The organism is Levilactobacillus brevis ATCC 14869 = DSM 20054 (genome assembly GCF_001433855.1).
GTDB lineage: Bacteria > Bacillota > Bacilli > Lactobacillales > Lactobacillaceae > Levilactobacillus > Levilactobacillus brevis.
Map to the genome: position 1 here is coordinate 44,918 of NZ_AZCP01000002.1, position 19,087 is coordinate 64,004.

The window sequence follows — 19,087 nt, forward strand, 5'->3', positions numbered from 1 at the left end:
GCTTACTTCTTATGGAACTTATTGCTTTATTAATTGGGGTCATCTTCCTCTTGGTCCTCATTATTCGATTCAAAATCAATACCTTTGTCTCCCTGATTTTAACATCTGTCTTAACGGCGATGCTATTGGGGATGAACCTCACTAAGATTGCGGCTACGATCGAAGCCGGAATTGGGAGTCAACTTGGCGAGCTGTCCCTAGTCTTTGGTTTCGGGGCTATGTTAGGTCGGTTAGTCGCCGACGCCGGCGGGGCCTATGTCATTGCCACAACGTTAATTGACAAGTTCGGGAAAAAGCGGCTCCAATTAGCTATTATGCTTGCTTCCTTTATTCTGGGGATCGCGCTATTCTTCGAAGTTGGGATGGTTCTGTTAATCCCCATCGTCTTCGCCATTGCAGTTGAAGCTGAAGTCCCAATTCTGTACCTTGGAATCTCTATGGCAGCAGCATTGTCCGTTACTCATGGGTTCTTACCCCCTCACCCGGCACCTGTTGCCATCGCCCAAGTTCTGGGCGCCAATGACGGTAAAGTTTTACTGTTCGGGTTAGTGGTTGCAATTCCATCAGCTATTGTGGCTGGACCGCTTTTTACCAAGATGGCCCAGAAGTTTGCGCCCAGCGCCTTTCAACAAAAAGGTAACTTATCTTCTCTAGGAACAATTAAGACGTTTAAGCCTTCTGAGGCCCCTAGCTTTGGCCTTTCCGTTTTAACGTCACTCTTCCCCGTTATCTTAATGGCCATTACGACCATTTACAAAATGACGGTCGATGGTGGCGCCACACCAACTAAGAATGCCACGATGTTAGATCAAATCGTAGCCTTGATCGGTGACCCGGCCATTGCTATGTTAATTTCCCTGTTAGTTGCCATGTTCACGATGGGTTGGGGCCGGAAACGTAAAACCTCTGCTATCATGGAAACGCTGGAAAATGCCGTCAAATCCATTGCCATGCTTCTCTTAGTTATTGGTGGTGGAGGTGCCTTCAAGCAAGTCTTAATTGACGGTGGTGTTGGTAAAGAAGTTGCTAAGCTCTTTATCAACTCCAACATGTCCCCCCTCATCTTGGGTTGGTTAGTTGCTGTTGTTCTACGGGTTGCCTTGGGTTCTGCCACGGTATCTGCATTAACCGCTGCCGGGATTGTCGCACCATTGATGGCTCAATCCGGTGTTGATCCAGCGTTAATGGTTCTGGCTATCGGTGCTGGTTCCCTAGCAGCCTCTCACGTCAACGATGCTGGATTCTGGATGTTCCGCGAATACTTCGATTTAACGGTTAAACAAACTCTAAGTATTTGGACCGTCTTGGAAACCATTATTTCGGTAGTCGGTCTGTTGATCGTCTTATTATTAAATGTTGCTTTCCACTAAGCTACAAAGATCAGGTTGTTCGCCATAACGCGGACAACCTTTTTTCTTGGAAAAAACTCTCTACGTCACCGTTCATTCGTAATTTTCCGTGCTATAATAATTAAATTAGTCTTTACATGTAGAGAGGAGCCAAGCTTTTGGCAAAAGAATTACGCCGCGAAATCGGCACGTTTACGGCCCTGGCTACCGTTATGGGAACGGTTATCGGTGGTGGGGTCTTCTTCAAAACGGCAAGCGTGGTCGCCGCTAATCACTCCGCAAACATGACATTAGCGGCTTGGATCTTAGGGGGGATTTTAACCATCTGCGCTGGACTGACCAGTGCCGAGTTGGCAGCAGCAATCCCCCGCACCGGTGGCGCCATGCGTTACTTAGAATACGCTTATGGCAAGCCGGTGGGTTTTTTAATGGGCTGGGCCCAAATTTTGGTCTACTACCCCGCTAACATCGCGGCATTATCTATTATCTTTGGGACACAATGGGTGGCCCTCTTTCATTTAAGTGCCGCGTGGCAATTGCCAATCGCCATTATGTGCGGTTTGAGCATTACCGGATTGAATTTTCTCGGCGCTAAGGTCGGTGGATCAGTTCAGTCGATTGCCTTAATTTTTAAGCTAATCCCAATCGCTGTAATCGTTATTTTTGGTCTCCTAGCGCCAACTCATACGGTCATTCATCTGTGGCCGATCACCACTGGGAACCATCTAAACTGGGGGAGCGCCTTTAGCTCCAGTTTACTGGCAACTATGTTTGCTTATGACGGCTGGATTAGCATTGGGAATATTGCCGGGGAAATGAAGCATCCTGAACGAGACCTGCCACGCGCAATCATCATTGGTTTAGCACTCATCACCGTTGTCTATACCTTAATTAATCTCGTTTTTCTAAAAACATTGCCAATTGATCTAATCGCGGGTAATCAAAATGCTGCAGCGGATGCTTCAATGAAGCTTTTTGGACAGTTCGGTGGCAAATTGGTCACTATTGGGATTCTTATTTCCGTTTACGGTGCGATCAATGGGTATACCTTAACGGGAATGCGCGTCCCCTTTGCCATGGCCGAGGAAGACAGTCTCCCCTTTTCACACCATTTCCGCCGGTTGTCCCCGCACACCTTTGTCCCGTACTTTGCTGGGAGCGTGCAGTTCGTGATTGCCTTTATTATGATGTTAATGGGTAGTTTCGATCTCTTAACCGACATGCTGGTCTTCGTTATGTGGGTCTTCAACTGTCTCATCTTCTTGGCAGTCTTTCGTCTGCGTAAAACTGAACCAAAGCTAGCACGGCCTTATCGTGTGCCTGGCTACCCCATCATTCCCCTGATTGCCTTAGTTGGTGGTCTCTTCATTATTGTGACGACACTACTAACTGAAACTGGTTTGGCGATTACCGGATTGGGTCTCACACTAATCGGGTTACCGATTTACTTCTGGCACCAACGACATCGTCAGGCTTAACTACCTAAAAAAGGCTCAGACCATAAATAAATGGTTTGAGCCTTTTTATTAATGTTCTTGAACTTCGTTAGGGTGAGCCTTCTCAAAACGATGTTCGAAGAAGAAGTACCCTGTAATTAAAGCGTAGCAGAGCATTGGTACAACGAATGAGAACTGCATTGAACCGGTCGCATCAGAAACCAGGCCTTGAATGGCTGGAATGACTGCACCACCGATCAGGGCCATCACGATAATTGCCCCAGCCGTTTCAGTGTATTTCTTCTCCGTAACGGCATCCAACGTGTGCGCATAAATTGTTGGCCATTCTGGACCAAAGAAGAAACTCGTTAAGATGGCTGCGTAGACCGCAATCATATTCGGAACCGTAAAGGTCACAACTAATGCTAATGTCCCCAATAAGGAGTACCACGTCAGCACCTTCGTAATTGAGAAGCGACTCATAAAGGTATTGGCAACCAGCTTACCAACGAACCACGCCACATAACTATAAATCATAAAGGTTGATGCACCGCTGTCGGTAATTTGATGGTTCAAGTTTAATACCAAACGAATCGTAAAGGACCAGACGGTTGTTTGCAGACCCGCATAAAAGAACTGGGTTACTACCCCTTTAATATAGTGCTTGTTGTGTGATAGATACTTCAGAGTTTCCCCAAGACTAGGACGTTCTTCTTGTTGTTCCCCACCAATTTCCTTCGTCGCCTTAGCCCGTGGCATAGGCGTTACGGCAAAGATAATCAGCATCACGAGTAACACGATTAAGATATATTTGTAAGGCCGTAACGTCAATTGTAACATCTGTTCGCCGTAAGCAATGCGTGCTGCGCCGTGCATATGGCTCATCTTTTCAGATAAATTACCTACAGAACCAAAAATTAAGTACTTCCCTAAAACAATTCCCATGATGTCGCCTAACGGAATTAATGTCTGGGAAAAGTTCAAGCGCATCGTGGCGTGTTGCTTCGGTCCCAGCATTGAACTATACGTATCACATGATGTTTCCAAGAAGCTCAGACCAATGGCAATGGCAAAGATGGCCACCAGGAACATACTGTAAGTTGCGAGATGTGAGGCCGGGAAAAACAGCCCACACCCGATGATATAAAAGATCAACCCGGTCATGATGGCAAATTTATAACTGTTCTTCTTAATAATCAAGGATGCCGGAATGGCAATTAAGAAATACCCACCATAGAAGGCACTTTGAACAAAGGCCGTCGCGGCATCGTTAAGTTGAAAGACTGTCTTGAACTGCGTAATCAAAATATCATTTAAACTTGCCGCAGTTCCCCACAGTGGAAAAATCAATGAAACTAAAATAAATTGAAATAATGGCGTTTTGCTGAGGTAGCCGTCCGCTAATTGGGTCCAGCCGTGCTTGGTTTCAGTTGCTTGCATATCAAACTCTCCTTTATTGTCTAATTCAAAGCGTAAAACGTTTTACATCGCCTAAAAAGTCACGCCAGATTCTAGGATAATATTCGAAAATGGGGTCATTTCGCCAGTCCGGACAAAGGCATGCGTTTTTGCCAAATCCTGCTTCAATTGGCTATGTGGGACAAAAGCAACTTCGACATCTGGAAGTAAAGCCTGAATGGCCGCCAATTGTTCTGGGTTCTGAGTCTTAATTTCTTCGGCTAAATAAATCTTTTGAACCGCCAATTCACTTAAAACATTCTTCAAAACATCCTGAAAACTAGGCAATTGCTTAGTTAGAGCCAAATCAATCTTTTGGGTACCCATTGGGACTGGCATACCAGCATCACCAATACTTAACCAATCCATGTGTCCCATACCAGCGATAACCGTGGATAATTCTGAATTGATAACCGTCGTTTTTTTCATCTCAATCTTCTCCTTTATCTTTCTTTGATCACTAACGAGCGTGTAATCCCTTTCAATAAACACCACTAAACAAGTAGATACTTTATCTTAAGCGTCACTCGAAAATGCGTAAATCGATTTACTTACTGTAATACAACCCTTAAATCAGGATCATTTCAACAACAGAAATTACTTTATCACAAAATTAAAGGGCTTACAATATTTTTTTGAGATTTGTGAAAATGATCATTTAAATGCCCCTCTGAATGACTGACACGACTTGTTTTCATCTTATTTTTCAATTTAAGCCAAAAAAAGTGAACCCGTTAAGGTTCACCTTTCATCTCTAACACGGTCACACGATAGCCCCCTGGTCACCACTTGGTAAATCAGGAAATAACTCATGAAGACGTTGATTGGGATCACCAACTTGCATATCCCGCTCTTGCAACACTTGGGTTACCCCAGCAAACGTAAACATCAGCAGGTCGGCGCCATCTTCATCCCTAACCTGGTAAAATCGTACACCGGCTTGTAATGCTGCCATGACAAACCGCTGAGTCGCCGCGGTAACTTGAGTTAACCGGGGCAGTAAGGTTGGCGCACTAATCCGCTCATGATACCATTGGCGTGCTACCGCCTGACCGAACTTCATAAGACTCCCCTCATGCATCTTGGCCACTAGCTTGGCTGCTGGCGTTAATTCCGGATGCATCAAAACTTCCTCTAAGTCATCAATATTTTCCCACTGTTCCGTATGAGCATTGAGTTGCTTTGCCATCTCACGCATCGCTGCAAAGATTTGCTCACCCTCTGCCTGATACTGTGTGGCCTGCAACGGACCTTCTAACGCGACCGTTTGGTTTTTAAGCCGGGCCGTTGCCAACGCCGATGCGATATTCTCTGGCAAAGACTGTGTTAACAGGTAGATCATGAAGAATTTCAAGAAATACAATGCATGACGACTCACACCATTCGGGGTAAACGGCGTGTTATCAAAATCACGCAGTTCCAAATAACGAATACCCCCCGTTAGAAAATTCTGCGCCGAGGTCTGGCCCTTTAGTCGAACTGGACCATAAAATTCGTGGGCGGAAAAGTACGTTCCCGCATCAATCATCGCTTGGAGTTGTGCCAAATGTCCCGGCAGTGACTCATACCCCACCTGTTCTTGTGGCAAATTAACGAAGCCAAATCGACTATTTCGAATACTACGGACGGGATGTTGTAACTCCGCTGGTACCGGATCGAAGAACCCCGCCTCAGCAATAGGACTTGCGCCAAACAAATAGGTCAATAACCACTGATAACGCACAAAGTTTTGGGCCAGTCGAAAATATAAAGCATTCTTAAATGCGACTAATGTTGGAAATTCTTGTGTGTAATGGCTGTAAAGCCGATGAATCACGGGATCTGGTAAACTATAATTTACGTGAACGCCAGTCATACACCCATGCTTGAGTCCATATTTATGAATCAAATGTTCCCGATAGGGCTTGATTGCCGGTCGTTCAAAATGATTCCGAACAAATTGCAAATCTGTCTCATCTAATTTAGGCGGCATGCTCAGTGGCCAGATTCGATCATCCCCAGCCAACGAGCGATAAGCCACTGTTTGTAATGTGTCTAATTGATCTAATGTCCCCCCGATATTGGGGTTGGGATCAGTAATCACCTCTAACTGGCTTTCTGTAAAGTCCGTTTGTAAGTACGGATGAATCGTCCGTGATCCCAATTGGCGCGGGTGCGGGCGTCGGCTCAATCGCCCATGCTGATCAATTCGGTGCTCCTCAATTTCTAAGCCAACAAGACTGTGATACAGTTGTTCCGCTAAATGTTCTTCGCGAATAACCGTTAATAAGTGATCTAACATGGCGGTAACCTCCCCCTGAGTCTCAATCAAACTAAGTTTACTTTAAAGTGTAAACAAGATTACTAGAATTGTCACTGATATTGTCCGCCTTTTTTTACGATGGGGAAATACCAAAAGGCATGCCGGACTTTTACAGTCTGGGCATGCCCTTATTGAAACATTACCGAATCGTTTCGTGAATTAACGTAAATGGTTCCGCCGTGTCACGCACTTCAATATTGTCATAGAGTCGTTGTTTAATATCAGCAACATCCTCACGATTACTGTAGATGGTCAACAGAGATTCGCCCGCCTTAACCGGGTCGCCAACCTTCTTGTTCATCATGATACCAACTGCGTAATCCAATTGGTCATCAGCTTTTTGCCGACCACCACCGAGCAACATGCTAGCAATTCCCATTTCATCAGCTTCAACCTTGCTAACGACACCACTCGTCTTCGCTGGCAGTTCAATCTTGAATTTCGCTTGTGGCATGATTTCAGGATGATCGATCACGTTCCGGTCACCGCCCTGTGCTGCGACCATATCACCAAACTTCTGTAAGGCAGAACCGTCAGTGATGGTCTTTTCACACATCGCACGGGCCGTCTCCAAGTCATCAGCCTTGCCGGACATGACAACCATGTGGGCACCTAAGGTCATCACTAATTCAGTGATATCAGCAGGGGCTTGGCCCTTTAGTAAGTCAATGGATTCTTTAATTTCCAGAGCATTGCCAATCGCGTTACCTAGTGGTTGGTTCATATCGGAGATGATGGCCATGCAATCCATTCCAACGCCCTTACCAATCCCCACTAACGCTTTAGCTAACTTCCGTGAATCGTCCAGTGTCTTCATGAACGCACCGGCACCAGTCTTCACATCAATCACTAACGCATCGGTGCCTGAGGCAATCTTCTTACTCATAATTGAGCTGGCAATCAATGGAATTGAATCAACGGTGTCCGTCACATCCCGTAAGGCATAAATCTTCTTATCAGCGGGGGCAATATTTCCGGTTGCCCCAACGATTGCCAAACCTTGATCGCGAACTTGTTTTAAGAAGTCACTCTCACTGATTTCAACTTGATAGCCTGGAATCGCTTCCAATTTGTCCAACGTTCCACCAGTATGCCCCAATCCCCGACCAGAGATCATCGGCACTGGAATTCCTAAGGCCGCAACGATTGGTGCTAATGGAATACTGGTTTTGTCTCCAACACCACCGGTTGAATGCTTATCAACTTTCAATCCGGGAATGCTCGATAAATCTAAATGATCGCCCGACTTCATCATTGCCATGGTCAACTCGGAGCGTTCAGCATCCGTCATGTCTTTAAAATAGGTGGCCATTAAGAACGCACTCGTTTGGTAATCTGGAATTTCTCCTGAAACGACGCCATCCACAAACGTCTGAATTTCTTCTTGGGTTAGCTCGCCACCATTACGTTTCTTATCAATAATATCAACCATTCTCATCGTTAGATCGCTCCATTTCTTAAACCGCTCTATTGCCTATTGGTCTGGCGTTGTGAGCTTTAGTAGTTGTGCCGCTGCATGTTGATCGATAATGAGACAATTAGGGTAACCGCCAAGCAACGCTGCTCTAACAGCCGGCACCTTGGCATCACCAGCCGCCACTAAAATCGAATGCTCTTTTTGCTTTAGACTATCCAGGTCAATGCCAATCGTCCGTTCGTTCAATTCTGGATTAACAATTTGGCCCTGCTCGTCAATATAGCGAGAAAAGATATCTCCGACAGCCTGCTGTTGCAACGCTTCTTTTTCTGCTTCCTGTAAATACCCCAACTGAAAAACCAGTGCATTACTGCGGACCGTTCCCACAGAGTAAATCGCAATGTTGGCTTTCTCGCCAAGTGCTAGCAAATACTGAATATGTCGTTCCGCTTCCACCAATTCCTTAGTTTGTTGGTGGTCAAAGATCACGGGTAACGGCAAATACTGTGGCACCGCATGAAAGGCATTGGCAAAGGCGTCAATGCTTTCATACGCATAGGTCTGTTCCGTCGAGTAGCTCACACTCCCCTTCAGTTGGATGACTTCTACCCCGGTTAACGTATCTGGTTGTAGGCTCGAACCAATCGCATAGATTGTTTTCCCCCAACCGATACCAATCACATCATGCTCATGAACAATCTGTTCCAAGTAGTGTGCGGCGTATTCACCCACCATCGTTAGTACATCATTGACGGGCGTCAATTGCGTCGCCACAACATGAACCTCAACATCATAGGCCCGCGTCAATGCCCGCTCCAAGGTTTGAACGTCTTGTACGGGATCAACAATTTGGATACGAACCAACCCTTGTTCTCGGGCAAACTGTAGCAACCGAGATACCGTTGGCCGTGAAATTCCCATTCGTTGAGCAATCTGGCTTTGACTTTGGTCAGCCTGATAGTACATCTTTGCCACGGTCAGGGCTTGTCCCAACCGTTCAGCCGTGGTCTCCGCCATTATCATCTCTCCTTAAACATCTCATTAAAAAACGCGGTCGCGGGGTCCCCGTTCCCGCGTTTTCATTACGCTTTAGCAGCCGTATCTAAGGCAACCTTAATCATATCGTTAAATGACTTTTCCCGTTCTTCTGGCGTTGTTGATTCGCCTGTCATCAGGTGGTTACTAATCGTCAACACCGATAATGCCCGAACATGGTACTTCGCTGCTAACATAAAGAGGGCTGTTGATTCCATTTCTGTCGCAATAACCCCGTAATCGACCAGCTTTTGACGATCCATTTCATCGTTATAGAACCGGTCTTCGGCCAGCACATTCCCAACTCGAACTGGAATCTTCAGATCCTGTGCAACATGATAGGCTGTATCTAACAAACCAAAATCACTAATAGCTGCGTAGTAGATACCACCACCGAACGTGTTATGAATAATTGAGGAGTCGGTTGAGGCTGCTTGCGCTAGGACAACGTCACGAACATGAACATCGGGACTCATCCCACCGGAGGTTCCCACCCGGAATAAGGTCTTAACACCATATTCACTAATCAACTCATTGGTATAAATTGAAATCGATGGAATCCCCATCCCGGTTCCTTGAACCGAGATTCGTTTGCCCTTGTACGTTCCGGTATACCCAAAGGCATTTCGAACCGTGTTGTAGCAAACTGGATTTTCTAAGAAGGTTTCTGCAATATACTTAGCCCGCAGTGGATCACCTGGCAATAAGACCGTGTCTGCAATATCGCCCATTTTGGCTTCCAAATGATTACTCATAATTTGTTCCTCCTAAAGTGGTTGTCTCGACTACTTCAATTCTGCTAAGAAACTGTGTCCTTCATGGTTACCGGCAACACCGAAATTATCCAAAACGGTCGCACCAAAGTCAGCAAATGGTGAACGAACACCTAAGCTACCACCTTGCTTGAAGCTTGGTGAGTACACTAATAATGGCACTTGTTCTCTGGTGTGATCCGTCCCCGTATAAGTTGGATCGTTCCCGTGATCGGCAGTAATCATTAACAAGTCATCATCATGCATGTTCGCCAATACCGTTCCCAAGCGTTGGTCAAAGTCCATCAATGCTTGACCAAACCCATCGGGATTCCGCCGATGACCATACATCGCATCAAAGTCAACTAAGTTAATGAAACAAAAACCGGTAAAGTCTTCAGTCATGACGTGATCAACGTGATCCATACCATCCATGTTACTTTCATTGTGGTAAGCTTCATCAATCCCATGACCAGAGAAGATGTCGTTGGTCTTACCAACAGCAACTACCCGAACACCGGCTGCTTGTAACCGATCCAAATCAGTCTCACCAGTTGGTTCCAACGTGAAATCACGCCGGTTTGCTGTTCGCGTAAAGTGGTCTGCATCTGGCCCAACGTATGGCCGAGCAATGATCCGGCCAACCAAGTATTCCGGTCCATTGACTAATGAACGCGCATATTCACAGATCTTATAGAGTTCCGCCAATGGAATCACGTCTTCGTGTGCCGCAATCTGTAACACAGAATCTCCGGACGTGTAGACAATCAAGTCGCCGGTCTTCATCTGTTGTTCGCCTAGCTCAGCAATGATTTTGGTCCCTGATTCTGGTCGGTTACCGATCACTTTACGTCCAGAAAACGTTTCCAATTTTGTGATGATGTCAGCGGGGAAGCCGTTAGGGAATGTACTCAATGCCTTACGAACAGGTAACCCCATCATTTCCCAGTGACCATCCATTGAATCCTTACCAGCCGAAATCTCCCGCATCTTGCCATAATAGGCATGAGGATCATCAGCCACCGGTACACCCTCGATTGGTGTTTCCCGCAAGTTAGATAAACCGATTTTGGCTAGATTAGGTAATGCCAGTTTTCCAGCAAAATGGTGACCAACGTGCCCTAAAGTATCAGCACCCTCATCGCCAAACTTATCTGCATCCGGTGCTGCTCCTGCACCAACTGAATCCATAACTAAACCAAAAACACGCTTGAACTTCATATCCGTATTCCCCGCTTTCACAAATTAGATTCTAGTAACCAGCTTTAGCATGACTGTCGTCACCCGTTAAGATGGCTACGGTTGCACTGACACCCATCCGACTGGCACCAGCATCGATCATAGCTAAGGCTTCTTCACGACTGTGGATACCACCGGAAGCCTTGACGCCTAAGCGATCGCCAACTGTTTCACGCATCAACTTAACGTCTTCAACCTTAGCACCTGATGTTGAGAACCCAGTGGACGTCTTAACAAAGTCAGCACCTGCTTTTTCACTCAACTGACAAGCCCGGACAATTTCATCCTTCGTTAACAACGCATTTTCCAAGATAACTTTTAGAATTTTACCCTTAGCGTGGACTGCATCAGCTAGACCTTGAATGTCTGCCAAGACCTTCTCATCATTACCGCCTTTTAATTCACCTACGTTCAAGACCATATCGATTTCTTCGGCCCCTTGATCGATGGCTGTCGTGGCTTCAAAGATTTCACTTTCCGTTGCCATGGCCCCTAGTGGAAAACCAACGACAGCGATTGGGTTAACGTCAGTTCCCTTTAATTGCTCAGTAACAAACGGAATCCAATAGGAGTTTACGCAGACCGAAGCCGTATTAAATTTCTTAGCTTCGTCACAAGTTTGCTTGATATCTGCTTCAGTTGCATCTGCCTTTAAATTAGTGTGATCAATGTACTTCGCTAATTGTTCTGTGGTTAATGTCATAATATGAAACCCCTTTCATTTATCAACATCAGCATACCGAATCTTCGCACAAATGTAAAGCGTTATTATGAATTTTTGTTCAACTGATTGTTTTTTCACAAGCAAATATCCGTAAGTCCCCGGTCATCTTTCCCTAAAACTATTCATTCTTTTCCCGTCAATAATAGGTTAGTTCAATATCAGCTTAATGTCTATCACCAATGATTAACCCGCTAATTTTTATTTTATTCACAAAAAAAGATATGAGTCGATCCCCATATCTTCCGTAGTTTACCGAAGTCCCGCCGCTTTCTTGCGGTAAATCGTTGCCACTAATCAATTAGCCTGTTGCCGCAAAGAACGAATAAATTCGTTTTTATTACCAAAAAAAAGGTAATCTTTCGGGATTTGATAAAGCTGCGATAGTCGCTCGATGGTTTTAATGCCCACATTCGAACTGTCTCGCTCCCAAGCAGCCAGCGTCTGGTAGTGGATTCCCAGATGTGCAGCAGCCTGTTTCTGTGAGTAGCCCGCATTATGGCGTGCGGCCTCCAGTGTAATTTGCACCTTATCCATCACAAACGCCTCCTTACAAACACTTTTATATCATAAACGAGTTTATTCGTTTTGTCAATGATTTACTGTACATCTAATTTGCTTGTCTGACTGTGATTCGTTATAATGACGATATTGAGCTTTTACACTATTTCAATAAAAAGGAGTGAACCATTGTGCCCCGCCATGAATTATCAGCATTTGAAAAACATATCCGCCGCATCATCGCTCAGAATTTAAAGTCCGCAAGTTGGGGCATGACACAAGCTGAGTTAGGGGCCAAATCAGGAATTCCAACCTCCACCATTTCGGGGTATTTTGCGCAACGTTCAACACCAAGCCCGGGAAACGTCCAACGCCTAGCCGACGCCTTGAACATGCCCAAGTCCGCGATTGATCCCCGATTTGATGATCATCTGTTTGAAAAACAGCCTGGCATTGAGGATTTATACAAACAGTTATCCCCTAACCGACAACAGATTGTCTTACACGTGGCGCAAGAACAATTAACCGAACAACGACGACAGTCTTAACGTCTCTCATTTTAAACGTAACCGGTTCTGCCCGTTAAGGTGTTGGGTTTGAACATCAAGTTGCAAATTGATAAATATCGATCCTGCTTAAACCATTTATAAGGAATATCGTTTCGGTCTATCGAAAAAGAAGCGACACACAGTCAATCATGACAATGTGTCGCTTCTTTTTCATTTAAGCTAAGTACCAGTGCCGTAATTTTTGTTCATCTGTCGCAGTTAACTTAAGCGTATCACGTAAATAGGCGGTCATACCGCCGTATTCATAATCGATTAAGCCCATAGCTTGCTGGTAATAATCCAGTTGGACACTCGCCAAATCACGAACCGATTGCTGAAAATTCTGTTGTCGTGGACCCGGTGCTACCGCCGCAACTCGTTGGGCGATATGCGCCGTTGACGCTGAATTTGTCAATAAATAATCAGCCATAACTCGTTGCGGTGGCACACCCAGTGCTCGTAGAATTAGCATCGCTGCCATCCCGGTACGATCTTTGCCTGCCGAACAATGAAAGATAACCCCCGTCTTTCCCTGAGTCGCCAGTAACAAGGCAAATAGCTCGTGATAGGCCTGCTGGGCTTGTGGTGACGTCACTAAGCGACGATAGACGCGCAACATGCGATGATACCCCCCCAACGGATCACGCGCAAATAAGCGCTGAATTTGCGCCGTTGAAGCAGCACTCTCCGTCTCATCATTATCAAATACAGGCAGATGGATTCGTCGCATTTGGGGTCCCAATTGGTCGGGAAATTGTTGGGCCTCGGCGGTCGATCGTAAATCAACCACTAGCTTAAAACCAAGATCTTCCAGTTGCTGGCAATCAGCGGCCGTTAAGTTTGCCAAGTGAGCTGCCCGCATTAAGCGATGCCATTTTACCGTTGTCTGCTGGGCACTTGGATACCCACCTAAGTCCCGAAAATTAAAACCACCATCTAATTGTAAAACTTTTCTAGGCACGTGGGTTCCTCCTTCCGTCAAAGGTAGTGAAACAATTGCTGGGTGATCCCCACCTCAGCCGCCGTAACTTCGCGCGTAGTCTTCAACCGTTCGGGCTGCCGAAAGAAGAGTGGCCAGTGTGGATCAACCATTAATGGTCGCCCAATCGCGACTAATCTTGCTACCGCCGCAACTGTTTGGACGTCTGAAGCCGTCCGAATATGGCCGGCCACCATTAATGGTAACGTTGTTTCAGCCGCAATGAGATCAACCACCGTTTTCGTTGACTTAATCGTAACTGGTTGCTGATTGTAACGCCGCAACGACAGACTTAAATAGCTCAGTGGTAAGTGACTCAATAGATGGGTTAATACCAGACTGTCCACTAAACTGAGCCCCCCAGATTCCACCTCTTCCGGTGAGAAACGGTAGCCCACGACAAAGGGCTGCGATGCTTGCTTAGCCACCTGTAAAACGCGTTTAACCACCATCAAAGGCACTCGCAACCGGTTTTCTAGAGTACCACCAAACGCATCCGTTCGCCGGTTGGATAAGGGCGATAAAAACTGTTGTAGCAGAAATCCATTAGCCCCATGCAACTCAACACCATCAAATCCGGCCAAGATCGCCCGTTGCGTTGCTGCGCCAAATTGATCCACAATGGTGTCAATCGCTTGAGCAGTGAGCGTTTCAGGAAGCCCACCGGCCCCATGTGTGGCTTGGATAGTGCTGGGCGCAACAACGGCGGTGCCTTGAGTTATGACCGGATTAGTCATTCGTCCAGCATGCACTAACTGTAGAATAGCTTTGGCCCCTGTTCGCTGGATCGTCGTTGCGAGTTGCCGCAGTCCTGGAATCTTTTGATCATCGGCCACACTAATTGAGCCCATTGCAGTGGATCCATTAACGGCAACGTAGGCTGACCCCACAATATCAAGCCCCACGTACTTGGCGTGTTGCTGATGGAAATAACAATCGTTTCGGCTAACTTCACCATTAAACAGCGCTGTTTGCGTCGACAATGGTGCTAAGCAATAGCCATTTCGCAGAGTTAATTGCTGTCCCAATTGGACCGGATGGTCATAATCTTGTTGTCTATGCATCGTTTCACTTCCTAAATTTACGTCCGCGTTATTTCAGGAACATCAAAGTTTAATAGACTATGCAAAGTCTCAACCACGTCGCGCAAGGCCGCTTCTACCTCTGACACTTCACCAACAACGACGACGGATCCACTAAACCGATCAATAAATCCCAGCTTAACGTTACTTGATTTAGTTGCCACATCACCAGCAATAATCGCCGCCTCACTAGGCGTAATGGTTAAAATTCCCAACGCGTTTTTAGGCGTCTGAATTCCCAATTTCTCGTAAATATCCGCCGTGGGGTTGGCAACGATATGAGCTAACGTCACCTGCTTCCCCGGCACGTATTCTTGAATCGTTCGATCAATTTGTCTCGTCATCTGGCGCGCCTCCTTCTTTCATGCTTCTTTAAGTAAGGCCATAACATCGCGAGCAATCACAATTTCCTCATCAGTTGGAATAACGGCCACTTTGACCCGACTGTCTGCCGCCTCAATGCTTAATGCGTTAGCCGCATTCTTTTCTGGATCCAATTTGATTCCCAAATAACCCAGTCGCTCACAGACCATCTGACGAACCAATGCAGAATGTTCACCGATACCCGCTGTAAAGACCAGTGTGTCCAGTCCCTCTAGATCAGTCGTGTAGGCACCAATATACTGTTGAATCTGATGAGCATATACATCAAGGGCCAGTTGCGCGCGTTGATTACCCTGTTTGGCCGCCTCATCTAGGTCCCGAATGTCGTTTGAGATACCGGAAAGTCCTTGTAAGCCAGAGTCATGGTTTAACATTTCCCGAACGGCATGGGAATCCATCTGGAATTCTTCTTCAATAAATGGAATGATTTCCGGATCAATATCCCCAGAGCGGGTTCCCATCACAATACCAGCCAGTGGCGTAAAGCCCATAGAACTGTTCACTGACTGACCATCGAGAATCGCCGTTAAACTACCACCATTGCCTAAATGACACGAAATCAATCGATGGGTTTGCTGCTTACCAAACAATTCAGCAGCCTTTTCGGCAATATACTCATGAGATGGCCCATGAAATCCATAACGCCGAATACCATGATCTTTATAATAGCTGTACGGCAAGGCATACATATACGCTTTCGCAGGAATGGTATGGTGAAATGAGGTATCAAATACCGCCACTTCTGTAGCGTCCGGCAACAGCTTTTCAAAGGCTTTAATCCCCAATAAATTTACCGGATTATGCAATGGTGATAAAACTGCTAGTTCATCAATTTTGGCTTTAACATCCTCATCAACGATAACTGGCTTGGTGTAATACCGTCCACCATGCGAGATTCGGTGACCAACGCCAATAATCTCATGCTTACTCTCAATTACATGACTCGCTAATAACGTCTCAATGACCGTCTGAATAGCTGTCTCATAATCTTTCATCGGTTGTGCAAGCTTACTTTTCTTACCCGCAATCGTGTAGGAAAATTCACTTGAAGGCTGACCAATCCGTTCGATTTGACCACTAACCAGTACCGTCTCAGCTGGCATAATATATAGCTTAAACTTCAGGGATGAACTTCCGGAATTGATGGCTAGAATTTTCTCTGACATAAGGTCCTATTCCTCTCTAAACTGACGTATTTGACGACGAATCAGTCGTCTATCACCCACCGTTACACCAAGCGGGCAGCCACAATACCCAAAGTACCTGGCATTGTAACTCCCCGATTGATGACGGTTCTTATTTAAACGTTTAAGTTAGGTTGTCCTACTTAATCACATGTTGGTAAATTTCAGCTAAATCATCATCAGATGGCACAACTGGATTACCAGGGAAGGTGGCATCCTTTTTGGCATTAGCCACAATCACATCGACCTTAGCTGCAGCGTCTTTGACATCAATGCCAAAGGCTTGCAGGGTCCGAGGACAATCCATCTGTAACATCATTTGCCGAATGCAACTGATTAAGCGTCGAACCGCAACTCGGTCACCCATACCTTGAGAGGCCAATCCAGCTTTACGGGCGGCCTGTGCGTACTTAGCACAAGCGACCTTAGACTTGCTAGCATTGTAGCTCACCACATATGGCAAGAGCATCGCATTAGCTAATCCATGAGGCACATGGAAGTTTGCCCCAAGTTGGTGAGCAATCGAATGACAGATACCTAGGCCGGCATTACTGAAAGAAATTCCGGCGGCACAAGAAATCTCGTGCACGCGCTTACGAGCCGCCTCATCATCACCATGCCGGTAACAAGTTACCAAATCATGCGTTATAACATCGACACCCTTTTCGGCCAAGCCATCCGTAATCGTGTTGGCATCAACCGCAACTAGTGATTCCAGCGAATGTGTCAACACATCCAAGCCAGAGTATGCCGTCACACTCTTAGGCGCCGTCATCACCAATTGTGGATCTAACAATGCTTCGTCTGGCCGCAAGAAGTCTTCCATAATGGGGTACTTTTGTTGGTGTTCCGGATCCGACAGCACACAGTGTTGCGTAATTTCTGATCCAGTTCCACTCGTCGTTGGAATGGCAATAAACTTGTGGATGTCTTGTTTCAACAACTTTTCACCAAAGAAGCGAATTCCCTTGGCGGTATCAATAGCTGAGCCGCCACCAATCCCAATCACAATAGTTGGCTTGAGTGGGACAAATTGTTTGACCCCTTCAATGATGTTAGCCAATGGTGGATCAGGCTTCACATCAGAGAAGATGGTCACTTGATTAGTATCACCGATTTCTGACAAGATCCGTTTCAACGTGGGCGTATCCGGCAAAAATGCATCGCATACCATAAAAATAGTTTCTTTTTTTAGCAACCGTAACCGTTCTAGGCTATCATTACCCGAATAGATGGTTGTTGCGAGTGAAAATTTTTCCATACTCTAAGCCTCCCAAGTCCGTAATGAGAACCCTTCTGGCGAGTTAAGCCGGCGCCGGCGCGTGTAAGTCTTCGACGTTGCCGTTCCTTCACCCGTTGGTGTGGCAATCGTTAAGGCTGAAGCCCCACTATGCGCACCATTCGTCGCAACACCAGTCCCACAATAAGTTGGGCCATTAACCACGAAGATTGACGTATTCAACCGGTGCGCTGCCTTATTGATGTGTGGTAAATTCTCGGAATGAATGGAAGCCGTGTGGTGTAACCCACCTTCAACTTCTGTAGCCGTTGCTAAAACGCTATCAAAGTCAGGGCAACAAACGACTGGCAAAATTGGCATCAACATTTCTGTCGTTACTAACGGATGATCCTTAGCTGCTTCAAGAATAATCAGTGTTGGTGTCCCGGTGTAAGAGATTCCTGCTTGATCCAAAATGTAGGTGGCATCTTTACCAACAAACTTCCGATCTGGTGCGCCCTTAGGCCCAATGGTCATTTGCGCTAATTTTTCAATATCGGCAGAATCGGTAACCAAGAAGGCCCCTTCTTGTTGCATCCGCATGATGAGTTCATCCTTGACAGCGACTTCAACGACAACTTCCTTTTCGGCCGTGCAGAGAATGTTATTATCAAAGGCTGCTGAATCAACAATGTTGTGGGCTGCTAAAGCAATATTGGCAGTTGCATCCACCATTGCAGGCGGGTTACCAGCACCGGCACCGACCGCCTTCTTACCACTGATAAGCGCTTGGTGGACAACAGCAGGCCCTCCAGTGATTGACAGCATGGCAACGTCAGGATGTTGCATAACTTCTTGCACGGATTCAATTGAAGGCGTTTCCAGTGAAACGACTAAGTTATGTAACCCAGTTGCATCAGCTACCAATTCGTTTAATTTTTCGATCGTCCAACGGGTAATGTTCTTAGCACCTGGATGGGCACCAAAGAACAACGTATTCCCACCAGCCAACATCATGATGGCATTGGCAATCACCGTTTCAGAGGGGTTGGTACTAGGACCAACGGCACCAATGACACCAAATGGCGCGTATTCATACATAACCAGTCCACCGTCACCGGTTTCGGCTTCTGGCTGCAGAATTTCTGGACCGGGTGTGTTATAAAGGGCGTTATTGAGTTTGGCAATTTTCGCGCTAACCGTTCCCATGCCAGTTTCATCATGAATCCGCTTAGCCATATCCTCAATGTATGGCCGGAAACCCTCACGGATCGCATCAATCACTTTGTTCCGAACTGAGATTGGTTGGTCGGCGTAGTTTTCTTGCGCCGCTTTTGTGGCCGCAATGGCTTCATTGACCGTCTTAAAGATCCCATTTTTGCCGGGAACGGTCGCATTGGTGGCCGTTGATGACTGAGGATTGCTAAGTTCTTCACTCAAAATTTTACGGATGGCTTGTTCAATGTTTTCTGTGTTCATGC

18 protein-coding genes are annotated in these 19,087 nt (G+C 46.2%); 3 read left to right on the forward strand and 15 right to left on the reverse strand.

Going from position 1 to position 19,087, the window contains the following annotated elements; translation table 11 throughout:
* Positions 1 to 11 precede the first annotated feature (11 nt).
* Together FC61_RS03495 and FC61_RS03500 are read left to right on the forward strand one after the other, a co-directional pair.
* Complete coding sequence (locus tag FC61_RS03495) at positions 12 to 1,370, forward strand: gluconate:H+ symporter (protein ID WP_015473960.1); 1,359 nt, start codon at positions 12 to 14, stop codon at positions 1,368 to 1,370.
* Positions 1,371 to 1,561: 191 nt separating this feature from the next.
* Complete coding sequence (locus FC61_RS03500) at positions 1,562 to 2,827, forward strand: APC family permease (RefSeq protein ID WP_042254846.1); 1,266 nt, start codon at positions 1,562 to 1,564, stop codon at positions 2,825 to 2,827.
* A gap of 48 nt (positions 2,828 to 2,875) precedes the next feature.
* Here the strand turns inward: FC61_RS03500 and fucP are convergent, their stop codons facing one another.
* The 9 genes from fucP to FC61_RS03545 form a co-directional block, all read right to left on the reverse strand.
* The gene (gene fucP, locus FC61_RS03505; RefSeq protein WP_021742753.1) at positions 2,876 to 4,225 is read right to left on the reverse strand and encodes an L-fucose:H+ symporter permease; all 1,350 of its coding nucleotides are present in this window, start codon (positions 4,223 to 4,225) and stop codon (positions 2,876 to 2,878) included.
* A 51-nt stretch (positions 4,226 to 4,276) separates the two neighbouring features.
* Complete coding sequence (rbsD, locus tag FC61_RS03510; protein ID WP_011668292.1) at positions 4,277 to 4,672, reverse strand: D-ribose pyranase; 396 nt, start codon at positions 4,670 to 4,672, stop codon at positions 4,277 to 4,279.
* Between the two features lie 334 nt (positions 4,673 to 5,006).
* Entirely contained in the window at positions 5,007 to 6,524 is a 1,518-nt protein-coding gene (locus tag FC61_RS03515) for a gamma-glutamylcysteine synthetase (protein WP_035465036.1), read from the reverse strand.
* A gap of 160 nt (positions 6,525 to 6,684) precedes the next feature.
* Positions 6,685 to 7,983 (reverse strand): pyrimidine-nucleoside phosphorylase, encoded by a 1,299-nt coding sequence (locus FC61_RS03520; protein WP_011668294.1) that lies wholly within the window; start codon positions 7,981 to 7,983, stop codon positions 6,685 to 6,687.
* Positions 7,984 to 8,019: 36 nt separating this feature from the next.
* Positions 8,020 to 8,979: a sugar-binding transcriptional regulator gene (locus FC61_RS03525; protein WP_035465035.1), complete on the reverse strand. Its 960-nt coding sequence runs from the start codon at positions 8,977 to 8,979 to the stop codon at positions 8,020 to 8,022.
* A gap of 65 nt (positions 8,980 to 9,044) precedes the next feature.
* A complete protein-coding gene (deoD, locus tag FC61_RS03530) occupies positions 9,045 to 9,752 on the reverse strand; it encodes a purine-nucleoside phosphorylase (RefSeq protein WP_021742749.1) in 708 nt (235 codons plus the stop codon).
* Between the two features lie 30 nt (positions 9,753 to 9,782).
* Positions 9,783 to 10,970, reverse strand: coding sequence for a phosphopentomutase (locus tag FC61_RS03535; protein ID WP_035465033.1), 1,188 nt, complete (start codon positions 10,968 to 10,970; stop codon positions 9,783 to 9,785).
* Positions 10,971 to 11,001: 31 nt separating this feature from the next.
* Positions 11,002 to 11,691, reverse strand: coding sequence for a deoxyribose-phosphate aldolase (deoC, locus tag FC61_RS03540; RefSeq protein WP_011668298.1), 690 nt, complete (start codon positions 11,689 to 11,691; stop codon positions 11,002 to 11,004).
* A gap of 315 nt (positions 11,692 to 12,006) precedes the next feature.
* Positions 12,007 to 12,246, reverse strand: coding sequence for a helix-turn-helix domain-containing protein (locus FC61_RS03545; protein ID WP_021742746.1), 240 nt, complete (start codon positions 12,244 to 12,246; stop codon positions 12,007 to 12,009).
* A gap of 155 nt (positions 12,247 to 12,401) precedes the next feature.
* Between FC61_RS03545 and FC61_RS03550 the strand changes: the two genes are divergently transcribed.
* On the forward strand, positions 12,402 to 12,758 hold the full coding sequence (locus tag FC61_RS03550) for a helix-turn-helix domain-containing protein (protein WP_015473968.1): 357 nt from the start codon (positions 12,402 to 12,404) through the stop codon (positions 12,756 to 12,758).
* Between the two features lie 175 nt (positions 12,759 to 12,933).
* On the opposite strand, the gene FC61_RS03555 is transcribed toward FC61_RS03550, so the two are convergent.
* From FC61_RS03555 to FC61_RS03580, 6 genes are all read right to left on the reverse strand, one after another.
* A complete protein-coding gene (locus FC61_RS03555) occupies positions 12,934 to 13,719 on the reverse strand; it encodes a tyrosine-protein phosphatase (RefSeq protein ID WP_035465032.1) in 786 nt (261 codons plus the stop codon).
* 17 nt (positions 13,720 to 13,736) lie between these two features.
* Positions 13,737 to 14,801: an oxidoreductase gene (locus FC61_RS03560; protein ID WP_021742744.1), complete on the reverse strand. Its 1,065-nt coding sequence runs from the start codon at positions 14,799 to 14,801 to the stop codon at positions 13,737 to 13,739.
* Positions 14,802 to 14,818: 17 nt separating this feature from the next.
* A complete protein-coding gene (locus FC61_RS03565; protein WP_011668303.1) occupies positions 14,819 to 15,163 on the reverse strand; it encodes a BMC domain-containing protein in 345 nt (114 codons plus the stop codon).
* An 18-nt stretch (positions 15,164 to 15,181) separates the two neighbouring features.
* Positions 15,182 to 16,369 (reverse strand): acetate/propionate family kinase, encoded by a 1,188-nt coding sequence (locus FC61_RS03570; protein ID WP_021742743.1) that lies wholly within the window; start codon positions 16,367 to 16,369, stop codon positions 15,182 to 15,184.
* Between the two features lie 157 nt (positions 16,370 to 16,526).
* Positions 16,527 to 17,648, reverse strand: a complete 1,122-nt coding sequence (locus FC61_RS03575; RefSeq protein WP_015473972.1) for a 1-propanol dehydrogenase PduQ — start codon at positions 17,646 to 17,648, stop codon at positions 16,527 to 16,529.
* Positions 17,649 to 17,651: 3 nt separating this feature from the next.
* Positions 17,652 to 19,085 (reverse strand): aldehyde dehydrogenase family protein, encoded by a 1,434-nt coding sequence (locus FC61_RS03580; RefSeq protein ID WP_021742742.1) that lies wholly within the window; start codon positions 19,083 to 19,085, stop codon positions 17,652 to 17,654.
* Positions 19,086 to 19,087 lie beyond the last annotated feature (2 nt).